Annotated in this window: 1 protein-coding gene (only partly in view); it reads right to left on the bottom strand. The window is 47.2% G+C overall.

Features of this window, described 5'->3' with window-relative positions; translation table 11 throughout:
* Positions 1 to 13406 carry the 5' end (the start) of a Calx-beta domain-containing protein gene (locus TBC1_RS17830; protein ID WP_449405310.1) on the bottom strand. 16153 nt of this gene lie to the left of the window's left edge, so 13406 of the gene's 29559 nt are visible here — the first part of the coding sequence; its start codon is at positions 13404 to 13406; its stop codon lies beyond the left edge, outside the window.

The following is a 13406-nucleotide window of genomic DNA, read 5'->3' as shown; positions in this document are numbered from 1 at the left end:
GTAACATCATCAACCGCCATGTTATTGTACTTCGGATCGGCTGAAGAAGCTGCGCTGGTAACAATATCATATTCAACATCACCGTCAACAATAAACTCATCTATTCCGGTAACAGTAACAATTTGAGCTACATTCCAGTTGGCCGGGGTAAAGGTGAGGGTAGTGGCTGAGGTAACATCGCCTTCGGTAAGGTCGTCGCTCGAAAGGGTAATGGTAACCGTGGCTGTTGGTTCAGTATCAAGTACCACACTGAATGAACCGGTTTGCAGGGTTTCGGTGGTTTCGGTATCGATTGGCGTAACAGTGATACCGGCTACATCGTTGTCAATATTGGTGCCGGCTACATCATCGGGATTGGCATTGTAATAACCAGACAGTAAATCAGTGTTGGCCTGATCTATTATCAATTCAATTGTATAGACGATATCATCATCATCAACCAGATCATCAACGCCGAATACATAGATGGTTTGGGGAACGTCCCAGTTGGTTTCATCAAAACAGATGGTTTTGGTTGTTGCCGCTCCCGGACGTGTATTGTCAGTATCAACTATTGTTTCGGTGTTGTCACTGCTTGTGGCAATGATACACACATCCCCTGTCGGAGCAGCTGGCAGCACAACGGTAAACGAATCGGGACCCTGCGCCTGATTCTCGTAAGTCTCAACCGGTCCCCCTGATACAGTTATTGCGCCAGAAGGTAACGCATTCACAGTAACCGTAAATGAACAGGTGTGTGAATTGTCGGCTGCATCATAAGCAATGTATGTTACTGTGGTGGTTCCTACATTGAATGTTGCACTGTTCAATTGGTTGATACCCGATACCTGATGCGCTGCTGTTGTAGCTCCGCTTAAGGCGTAGGTAAGTTCGGTAACTGCGCAGTTATCGCTGTAAGTTGAATTGGGTATGCCTGATACTACTGCATTCAGATCACCTGCATTAGCAACATTTTGAGTAATATTCGAAGGACAATTCACCACCGGATTCTGATTATCCGTTACCACAACATCAAATGTAACGGTTCCTGTATTGGGAACGGTTGCATGGTCAGCCACAGTCCAGGTTACGGTGGTGGTTCCCTGTTGGAACACAACACCATCAAGACTTGTTCCTGTTGCTGGTGAAGCCCCGTTATCAGCTGAATATGTAATAGTTGGATTGTTATCGCAGTTATCCGTTGGATCCCAATCGATATCGCTATGAGTATATGTACAAACTCCGTTATCTGTTACCTCGTTGCGGTCATCCAGATCATCCAGGGTTGGAGCCTGCTGATCAACCACAGTAATTGTATTCGAACAGGTGGCAGTATTTCCGGCAGCGTCGGTTACACGCAGGTAAGCAGTTGGTGTTCCGATTTCTAAACAATCATAAGTTACGGAAGAAGCCCATGTTCCGGCTGTTCCGGTTTTTGAGATTTCATACAATACAATGCCGCAGTTGTCGTTGGATAAATTATCAATATTCGCAGGGGTAACCTCTGCTTCTCCGTTTCGCTGAAGGGCAGCGGTGTATGCCTGGCAAATGGCATTGGGATCTTCATCATCGGTTACCGTTACCGTGAAGACACACGTCTGGCTGTTACCCGACTGATCGGTGGCTGTCCAGGTTACTGTGGTAGCTCCATTTTGGAATACAACATTATTTAATGTGGTACCGGTTGCAGGTGAAGCTCCGTTATTGGCTGAATAGGTTAATGAGGATACTGTGCAGTTATCTGTAGCTGTCGGATTCCATAATGTACCGGAATGTGTATAGGTACAAACTCCATTATCGGTAGTTACCGACTGATTACCGGGGCAGGTCACTCCAAACGAAGGTGCAATCTGATCCTGAACGGTTACTGTGGCATTACATGTAGAAACATTGCCATTGTTGTCGGTTATGGTAAGGGTTACGGTGTTGTCTCCCAAATCACCGCAGTCAAAACTGGTTTGACTGGCTGCCAGTGAAGCAATTCCGCAGGCATCTGTAGAACCGTCATCAATATCATTGGCAGTAATGGTTGCTGCTCCTGATGCGTTCAGCTGAATAGTAATATCCTGACAAACAGCATTCGGATCGGTATCGTCCTCAACAGTAACCGTGGTGGTGCAGGTACTGGTATTTCCGGCAGCATCCGCCACTGTAAGAACTACTGTATTTGAACCAATATCGCCACAATCAAAACTATCAGGGCTTACAACCCTGCTTACAATACTGCAATTGTCGCTTGATCCTACAGAAAGTGCATTGATATTGGCAGCTGATAAAGTATAACTACCATTTGATTCCAATGAAATAGTGATGGGAGTGCATGCTGCAACAGGATCAATATTATCTTCAACCGTTACAGTTGCCTCACAGGTAGAAACATTTCCACTCAGGTCAGTCACTGTCAGGGTAACGGCATTGGCACCCAGATCGTCGCAATCGAAGGTATCGGGGCTAACCGCCAATGACTGAATACCACAATTATCGCTTGAACCATTGTTTACATCTGTAGCGGTAATGCCTGCACCTCCGGCTGCATCAAGCTGTATTGTTACATCCTGGCAAACAGCAACAGGATCTTGAGTATCATTTACTGTAACTGTGAAGAAACAATTGCCGGTATTTCCTGAACCATCGGTAGCGGTCCAGGTTATTGTGGTAACACCTCTGTTGAAAGTAACTCCGGCCAGGCTGCTGCCCGAGCCGGTTGTTACACCCGTCAGGGTATAGCTCAGGCTGGCAATCGTTGCACAACCATCGGTGGCGGTGGCATCCCAGCCTGTTCCTGAATGAGTATAGGTACAAACATCGGTATCTGTGCTGACAATCTGGTTTTCTACCGGACAGGTAACCACCGGATTTACAGCATCCACCACAGTTACGGTAGAAGTACAGGTAGAATTGTTGCCGTAATCGTCTGTTATGGTCAGGGTTACGGTGTTGGGGCCCAGGTTGGCACAGGTGAACGATGAAATATCAATGCTGAGTGCAGGTGTTGCATCGCAGTTATCGGTTGAACCGTTGTCAACATCAACAGCCGTAATGCTTGCATTTCCGGCAGCATCAAGGTTAACGGTGATATCCTTGCAACGGGCCACTGGTGGCAGGTTGTCCACCACGGTTATGGTGGTGGTACATTCGTCAAATTGCCCGCCCGGGTCGGTTACCCTTAGGGTGACGGTATTACCGCCAATGTCAGAACAATCGAAAGTATCGGGAGTAACAGTGGTGGTAAGGGAGGTAGCACAGTTGTCTGCTGAGCCTGATGAAAGGTCATTAAGGTTATCCTGGTCCAGCACCCAGTTGCCCGAAGCATCCAACGCTACGGTGATGGGGTTACATACTGCATTGGGAGGAGTATTGTCAACCACAGTTACTGAAGCATCACAGGTTGAAGTGTTTCCGTTGTTGTCGGTAACGGTAAGCGTAATAGTTTGGGTGCCTGCATCGCTGCAATCAAAATCAGTCTGGCTGGCTGAATATCCGGAAATACCGCAGGCATCGCTGCTGCCGGCATTCAGGCTGGCGGGATTGAGAACTGCCTGTCCAAGAGCATCAAGTGTTAAGGTAGCGCTGGTGCATACGGCAGTGGGCGGGGTAACATCCTGTACAGTTACCACAGCATCGCAGGTAGCAGTATTTCCGCTGCCATCGGTTACGGTGAGGGTTACGGTATTGGTTCCTACATCGGCACAGTCGAAAACACTTGGTGAAACGGAAAGAGTAACCGGGCCGCTGGGGTCAGTTGAACCGGCACCGATGGCGGCTATATCATCTTCATCCAGGGTGTAGTTTCCGGTTGCATCCAGATCAATGGTTAATGGGTTACAAACCGCAGTCGGTGCTTCTTCGTCTGTAATAATTACCTGATAACTTCCGGTAGTTGGTCCGTTGCCGTGGATATCGGTGGCGCTCCATACCACCGTGTGGGTACCAATACCAAACTGAACACCCATAATTGAGGTGTTTGGATCAATTCCGACAGGTGCACCACCATCAATGGTATAAGTTACAAGCTGTACTTCACAATTATCAGTAATAACAGGATCCCAGTCAGCATCAGCAATTATATTCGAAGTGTAATAATTCTCTCCCGGATCAGTAGAACGGGTTTGTGTACCCACAGTGACCACCACCGGAGGTTCAGGATCGGATATGGTGAAAATTGTAACACAGGTAGCATTGACATTTCCGCTCATATCATAAAGCCTCCAGATTACCTCATTCGTGCCCACGGGAAGCTGCACGCCCGCCAGGGTTGTAAGTAAATCAGAACCGACTTCTGTTCCGCTATTTATTTGGTAGGTAAGCTTCCATACATCATCGTTATCATCGAAACCATAGGGGTCGTATTCAGAACCGGGGACTGTATAGAAACACTCACCAGGATCGGAATTTTTATCAACAGTGGCAGCAGGACAATTTGTAATTACCGGATTTTCATCATCCTCAATAATAATTATAATTGTGCATGAAGTTATATTACCACTGGCATCGGTAACAGTCCAGTTCACATTGTGTGTTCCGATTTCAAACTGCTCTCCCTGCAAACTGGTAGTATTGTCCCAATCATTGCTTAAAGTATAATTACAGTTATCTCCATAATCTGTGGGATCAAATTCAGTATTTGAAACTGAGTAATATGGTTCTCCTTCGTCTGTATTACGGACAAACTCATTTAAGCCGGTACCTGTCCCGACCGGGCACACAAGCGTTGGCGCAATTTCATCCAATACAGTTACATCGAATGTATAGCTAAATGCATTGCCGGCCTCATCAACCGTAGAGATGGTTACCGGGGTTACCCCAACCGGGAAAACATATCCGGGTACCGCATAATCAGGAGTGTATATTAAAGTCAGATTTGTAGAAACATTATCAACAATTACGGGCGGGGTATAATTTACTGCTGCAGAACAACCATTTACCACCGGAACTGTAATATTTTCAGGAAGATTAGTTACCCTGGGGGGCTCAGTATCAATAACATACACATAAAAGTTGGCAGAACTCTCATTGTCACTGTCGTCTTCGGCAACCCAGGTAACAACATTCTCTCCCAGGGGAAACTGATACCCGCTGAGCGTTGGCAGGTTTAATGTATTAACCAATTTTGTAACAATACCGCAGTTGTCAACAGCAACAACATCGTCAAACTCATTGCCCTGAACAGTGTAATAATTCTGGTGCAGGTCAGTACTACGGGTCTGATTACCGGGAACGGTAATTACCGGGGCTTCATGATCTTCAATAGTCAGTGTAAATGAACAGGACGCTGCGTTTCCATTTCCATCAGTAGCTGTCCAGGTGATGGGGATTTGTCCGGTACCAGGGCCATTATTACTACCCCTTGGAATAGAGACACCCGAAAGTGTATTGCTCCCTGAAATCAATTCCAGAGTTTCAGGATGGGTAAAACTCCATGTTATATTTGGAGTGGAACAATTATCGTCGAAAGCTGTCGGATCAAGTTCATTCCCTAACCCGATATATGCGCAGGTACCGGCATTGGTGCTGCGGGTTTTGTCGCTTACACAGGATATTGTCGGCGGGGTGTCAGTAATCACCACATTAAATATACAAGTGGAAATATTCCCCGAATTATCAGTTGCAGTATAAGTTACTTCTGTTGTACCCACTGGGAACAATTGGCCGGGAGAGTGTGTGGAGATAAAACTGGCTACGCCTGAACAGGCATCAGTTGCAATGAGACTAGGCCATGTGGCAATCGCTGTACAGTCCTCCCCCTGTGCTTCCGCCGTAACATCAGAAGCAGGGCAGTTTTGTATTACCGGCCCTTCATTATCCACAACAGTTACTACCTGAGTATGAACTGAGGTATTTCCGCTGGCATCGGTAAAGGTCCAGCGAACATTGTTGGGCCCAACGTCAAAAGGCATTACCAATCCAAGGTCATTGGCGATAATAATGTCTCCGGGTAAAGTACAGTTATCGGCAGCTGTTGGTGAATCGGGTATCTGCGTTGATATGCAGGTTCCCGGATCTACATTATAGGTTACATCCGGAAAAGGCAGATTCATAACCGGGGCCTCGGTATCAATCACCGTTACAGTATAAACACAAGTTTCATTGTATGTATTGCCTCCTATCTCCTGGCTGGCTGTCCATGTTACTGTGGTTGTTCCGGTGGAGAAAATGGCACCGTTTAAAGTCGTATTTGACGGGGCATATGGCCTGACTCCCGGATTACTGGTCTGAATATTATGGGTAAGGGTGCGGCCCGGGATTATTGAAAGATTCTCCCACGTCGGATTCAGATCATCATTACCTATTATATAATCACAATTTGCCGGCCCGGCACTGAATGTAGCATTTTCCGGGCAGCCAAGCAGGGGATCAAATGAATCCACCACTGTAATGTTTACCGTACAGGTAGCGGTGTTGCTGCTCAGGTCGGTGGCAGTCCAGGTAATGTCATGGTTGCCAATTCCAAGCTGGGTTCCGTTAAGGGTGGAACTATTGTTCCGGTTATTCAAATATGACTGCAACTGACAGTTATCCGACGGAGTAGGTTCAAATTCATCACCAATAACGGTGTAATAACTTACCTCAAGATTATCGAACTGACGGTAATAGATAGTGGCCGGACATGCAATGGTGGGAGGAATATTGTCTGCTACGGTAACGGTTTGGGTGTGATATATATAATTGCCGTTCTGGTCGTGTACAGTCCAGTAAACATTGGTAGTGCCAATGTTAAATGTTGTTCCTGAGGGTGAACGGGTTGCAGAAATACTTCCGCTGGCAGTACAATTATCTGACAGTGTAGGCGTGCCTACAACAACTCCGGTAGCCTGACAACTTCCAGCGTTAACATTTACAGTAACATTGGCCGGCCAGGTAACATCCGGGTCCTGGTTGTCTTCAACAGTAACAACAAACTCACAACAGGTGTTTACGTTTGCACTTTCGGTAGCAGTCCAGATTACTGTAGTAGCAACATCACCCGGGAAAACAGCTCCGGCCAGGGTGGTAGAACTGATTGCATAAGGAAGTGTTCCCGGATCTCCGGTTTGAATATTGTGGGTTAAGGTTACAGTGGGAGAGGATTGTGTGCTGCTGACATCAAATTCTGTTCCAACCACTGTGTATGAGCATTCATCTTCGTCAGTATTTCTGTATTGGTTTCCGCGGCAGGTTACTGGTGGGGGATCAGCGGTACGAATGTCTAGATTAATGGTACAACTGCTTGAGTTCCCGGCATTATCGGTAACTGTCCAGGTAATAGTGGTAACCGTATTCGGAACCTGAACTCCGGCCAGAGTGGTTCCAGTAACCGGCGCACCTCCGTTAAAGCTGTAAGTTATGGTTATTGGATATGAACATTCAAAAATAGCATACGGATCAAACTCATGATCACGCACTGTATAATAGGTCTGGCCAAAATCCTGCTGACGGCACAATGAACCGGGGCAACTTAATGCAGGAGCATCATCATCAGTAACAGTTACAATTTGTGTATCGGATGCAACATTTCCATATTGATCTTCTGCATACCATGTAACAGGTGTGCTTCCAATTGGAAATCCCCAGTATCCGTAGTAACTATCAATGTTGTTCCAAATAATAATTGAACCTTCACAATTATCAGAGGTAACCGGAGTTCCAAGGTTTACTCCTGTTGCCCAGCAACCTGAATTGGTAGTGGTATTGATATCAGGAGGCGCCACAATAGAAGGTGCCTGATTGTCTTCAACCCAAATGTATTGACTACATGTATTGCTGTAAGGAATTCCATTAATTGTTTGCGAAGCAGTCCAGGTAACGAGGGTTCCTCCAAGTGGAAATTCTGCATTGTCGAGTGTTGTGTTTAATGGTGCTCCGGCAAAATTATGAGTTATAGTTGCCGCTGGTGAAGTGGATGTTGCATCTAATCCTGTACCCGAAACAGTGTAGGTGCATCCGCTACCTGCATCAAATAACTGATCTCCTCCGCAACTAATAGGCGGATACAATTCCGATACCACAATCACATCAAAAGTACAGGTGGTTGAATTTCCTGCAGCATCTTCGGCTGTCCAGGTAATGGTGTGGGCACCAACCGGTAGCTGTACTCCGTTAAGTGAACCCAATCCGTTATAACTGTTTACATAAGAAGTAACTGCACAATTATCCGTAGCAACCGGAGTAAATTCCCCTGTCCCAACCGTATAATAATTCTGTCCATCATCCACAACCCTTACATAATCATTCGCCGGACAATTGATTACCGGATCGGTGTTGTCAATCACGGTAATATTCATCGTCTGGGTATTGGTATTGCCGTAAAAATCGCGCACAGTCCAGGTAACAACAGTTGTACCAACCGGGAATACGGCATAGTTCAGAGAACGATAATTGTTGTAATCGTTCCGGATAAATAAATTTTCCTCGGTACAGTTATCATCCGGAAGCTGGGGATCAAATTCAGTTCCTGAAACAGTGTAATTACAGCTGTTTGTTGAAGCATCTCTGGTGGTATTGGAAGTCAATGTATAGGTAGGTGGGGTAACATCCAGTACTTCTACTTCAAACTGCTGGGTAACGCTATTGCCTGAAGCATCGCTCAATGTCCACACCACTACAGTAATACCTACAGGGAATTCGAATCCCTCAAGAGAGCTACCCGAATTTTGATTGTTAACCAGAATTGGGTCAGGACAGTTATCGGTTACGGCTGGATCAAACTCAGTTCCCACGGCGGTGTAATAACAAACACCTGAAGGAGCATTTCGGGTCTGATCGCCTATGGTGGAGGTAAACGAAGGAGGGATTATATCCCTGATGGTTACAATAAAAGTACAGATGTTGGTATTACCGGCAAGGTCAGTAATGGTCCATTCAATGGTATGCGGGCCGGCCGAAAGCACGGTGCCCGCCAAAGAGGTGGAAGCTCCCCCCGAAACACCATCAACAAAATACTCAAGATCGAGATCAACAACATCATCGCAGTTGTCTGATAAATTGGTCGGATCAAATTCGGTTCCCGATACGGTGTAAGTACATCCGCTGCCTGGCGCAGTGCGAATTTCGTTTCCGTAACAGACAAACTGAGGATGCTGATTGTCGGATACATTAATAAGTACCGGAGCAGCAGTTGTAATTCCTCCGTTCACATCACTTACTGTCCAGGTAATTATATAAGGAAAGGCCGATTTCGGTAACTGAACGCCAGCCAGTGTATTGGTTCCGCTACCTACAACATCACCATCATTGGTTATCAGATAGGCGGGGGGAATCAGGTTGCAATTGTCCTGAAGATTGGTGACATCAAAACTGATATCGGGAATGGTGTAATAACACTGACCCGGATCTGTATTTTTGGCATGAGGACCGGGATCGGGCTGGGTAAACGTAGGATTCTGGTTATCGGTAACCACTACAACAATTGTACAACTTGAGGTATTACTAGATCCGTCGGTTACCGTCCATTCAATATTATGTGTTCCGGCTGGCAATTGTTTATTCTGCAATGTACTGGTGCCATCAAATGAATTGGTAGCGGTTACCGGACAGCCGTCATCAGTGGTGGGATCAAATTCAAGACCCTGCACCGTATAAAAGCAATAAGAAGCGTCAGTATTCCTTGCAAAAGGACTTCCTTCCGGACAAATAATGGTAGGTGGTGTAAGGTCATTCACAATCACATTGAAACTCATCAGGGAAATATTTCCAGCTTCATCCTCTGCCCGGTAACGAATCAATGTAGTTCCTACCGGGAAATTACTACCATTTGTTAATCCGCCAACCTGACTAAAAATAATACCCGGACAATTATCATCAACCGTTGGTTCTGTCCAGGAAACCACTGCTGAACAACCTTCGGAAATATTAACAATTATATCAGATATAGGAGTGATGGCCGGAGGGTCATCATCATTTACCGTAAGCCTGAAGGTGCTGGTACTGGTGTTGGTGCCATCGCCCGCAGTCCATGTAATGATGTTAACCCCTTTAAGCATCAGTTGCCCGGCAAGCGTGGTTGAACCATTTGCCACAGTGGCACCCGTAACCGACCAGGTCAGGATAATATTCCCTGAACAGTTATCATTTACCGTGGGATCAAACTCAGCGCCAACCACTGTATATCCACAGGCATCGCTGTCGGTTCCGCGTATCTGATTACCGATACCCACAATAACCGGAGCCTGGTTATCAGCAACAGTTATAGTAAAAGTTAATGGCTCTGCAGTGGTGTTGCCCGAACCATCGCTTGCCGACCAGCTGATTATATTGGCGCCAACATTCAACTGTTTTCCGGCCAATGATCCGGTGCCACTTATAGTGGTTGCCCCGCTTACCGAATATGATAAGGTAGCCCCCGAACAGTTGTCCACCGCTGCGGGGTCAAACTCTGTACCATTAATTATATAGTAACAGTATCCTGAGGTGGTGTTCCTGTTACCGCTTACAGTCGTGGCAGTGGGCGTAATGGCAGGAGCCAGATTGTCCTCAACTGTAACGATTGATGTACATGTGCTGGTGTTGCCTGCGGCATCCCTCACTGTAAGGGTTACTGTATTGGATCCTATATTGGAACAATTAAAGGTTGTTTTATTTAGTGTAAGGATTAGACTGCCATCAGCCGTACAGTTATCGGAAGAACCATTGTTAACCTGGGCTGTGGTCAGCGTTGCCTGTCCGGAACTGTTCAGCGTAAGCGTTACATCCTGACAAAGCGCTGACGGGGGGGTGTTATCGGAAACGGTGACATTAAAGGTACATGGGTTGCTCACATTGCCAGAACCGTCAGTAACAGTATAGGTAACAGCAGTAGTCCCTACATTGAATACCGAACCGGGTAAATGTGACTTCGTCCACACCAGGTTTCCCGAGGGTGTGCAGTTATCGGTAGCCGTCGGCTCAGTCCAGCTTACTACTGCTTCGCAGAGGGTGGCTCCGGGACCGGTTACTGCCGAAATATTGGAAGGGCACCCGCTGATAACTGGTTTTACCAGATCGTTGACTGTAACCGTAAATGAACAGGCCGCACTGATGTTGCCGGCAGCATCGGAGGCGGTATAGGTTACTGTGGTGCTACCCACATTAAATACTGAACCGGGTGTATGCGATTTGTTCCATATCAGGCTGCCCGAAGGAGTACAGTTGTCGGTGGCGGTGGGTTCCGTCCAACTCACCGTAGCAGAGCATGATCCCGATCCTGCGGTGCGGGTAATATTGGCCGGACATCCGCTGATTACCGGGGCCTGGGTGTCGCTCACCGTAACTGTAAACGAACAGGTGGCGGTATTGCTGGCAGCATCGGTTACCGTCAGCTGAACTGTGGTGGTTCCTACATTAAATGTCTGTGTGCCGGGTTGGCCGCTTCCGCTAAGAATAGTAGCTCCCGTTGTATTCCATGAAAGTGAGGAGCCGCTGCAGTTATCCCCAAATACAACCGTTGGTATTGCCACACCGGCCGAACACTGATTCAGTGTATTTGAGACAGCAATGTTGTCCGGGCAGGTAACCGTGGGATTTTCGGTGTCATTCACTGTTACGGTAAAGGTGCAGGTCGCGGTATTCAGCGATGCATCTGTTACCGTAAGTAAAACCGTAGTTAATCCCACATTAAAGGTTTGTACACCGGGTTGGCCTGTGCCATTTATTGTGGTTGCACCGCTTGTGCTCCAGGCAAGTGAAGATCCACTGCAGTTATCATCAAAAACTACCGTCGGTATCGCCACACTTGCCGAACATGAACCCGGGGTATTGTTTTCCGATTGATTGGCGGGACAACTCACCGTAGGATCTTCATTATCGGTAACTGTAACCGTAAAGGAGCAGGTTGCTGTCAGGGAAGCACCGTCAGTTACCGTAAGGGTTACGGTGGTTTCTCCGGTATTGAATATTTGTGTGCCGGGTTGTCCGGTTCCGCTTAGCAGGGTGACACCGGTCGTGCTCCATGCCAGGGAAGGACTGCTGCAGTTATCGCCAAATACAATGTTTGGAATGGTTACTTCCGCTGTACATTCCGAAGCATCAGTATTTACGGAGATGTTTGAAGGACAGGTAACCGAAGGCGCATCGTCATCGGTTACAGTAACCGTAAAACTGCAACTGGCAGTGTTTGCCGGAGAGGCTCCGTCAGAAACCAGTACCGAAACCGTAGTAACCCCTGAATTAAAGACTGCGCCATTTAACGTAGAATTTATGGTGCCGGTGGTTTCACCAGAAAGTGTATATACAATGGATCCTACAGTACAGTTGTCGGTAGCGGTTACATCCCATGCTGTTCCACTGTGGGTATAAGAACAAAGTCCGTTGTTGGTGGTGGCAGTTTGATTGCCTGGGCAGAAAGTAATAGTTGGGTTTTGTGAATCTTGAATTGAAACGGTAAAACTGCATTGTGCTGTGTTTCCGGCTACGTCGGTTACAGTCCAGGTAACTGTGGTGGTTCCGGGCTGGAAAACGACTCCATTAAGATTGGTACCGGTAGCAGGAGAAGCGCCGTTGTTGGCTGAATAAGTTACAGAAGCTACCGAGCAGTTGTCGGCACCCGCAGGATTCCATGCTGTTCCTGAGTGGGTATAAATACAACCTGCAGCGGCGGGTACTATCTGATTACCTACACAACTTATAGTAGGATTTACATTATCAATCAGGGTAACGTCAAAATTGCAGCTGGCCTCATTTCCTGCTTCATCGGTTGCGGTTAGGGTTACCTGTTGAACTGTGTTGTGATTAGATATGGTTGTTCCCGGAGAGGGGGATTGAGTTACAGTAATTGAACCAGATGCAGTACAATTATCAGAAACAGTGGCCAGGCTGCGGTAGTCGGGAAGGGCGGCCGAACAACCGGTGGTTGGATTTGGATTCAGCGTTTGATTACCCGGGCAGGTAATGCTGGGCGGGGTGTTTTCGAGCAGAACGGTATAGGAAACAGCAGTGGTACAGGCAGGAGTTGAACCGCTGATGGCGCGCACAGTGTAATTTGTATTGGCTGTAATTGATGTCTCATAGGGCAGGTCTGCAATCTTGCTGGTGTTGGCGGCATTCCACAACTCATAGGTATTGCCGTTGGTGGCAGTTGCCGAAATGGTGAAATTTGCCCCCGGGCATTGCCGGGTGGATGGAAGTACTGAAACAGAAGATGGCAAAGGGTTAACGGTAATGGTCACCGATCCCGAAAGGGGAGTCACATTCACGGCCGGATCACCAAATGTAACACTCACCAGGGTATAGGTCGTGGTTACTGCAGGTGAAACCGTGATAGGATCACCCTGCACCGGACCCGCATCCGGATCACAATTACTGTTGTAGTTATTTACAGTATAATTACTGACCCCATCAGTATAAACTACAGTCCAGGGCGCAGCTCCCGCGCAGATGACCACATCAATGGTTGTACTTTCACCGGCGCAAACCGAGGTCGGACCGTTTTCTGATATCGTGGCCTGAGCTGACGCTAGCTTTGCAGACAGCAGCAT

It is taken from the genome of Lentimicrobium saccharophilum (assembly GCF_001192835.1).
In the GTDB taxonomy this organism is placed as follows: Bacteria; Bacteroidota; Bacteroidia; order Bacteroidales; family Lentimicrobiaceae; genus Lentimicrobium; species Lentimicrobium saccharophilum.
The sequence above is the reverse complement of the archived record's forward strand: the minus strand, read 5'-3'. Positions and strand labels throughout refer to the sequence as shown.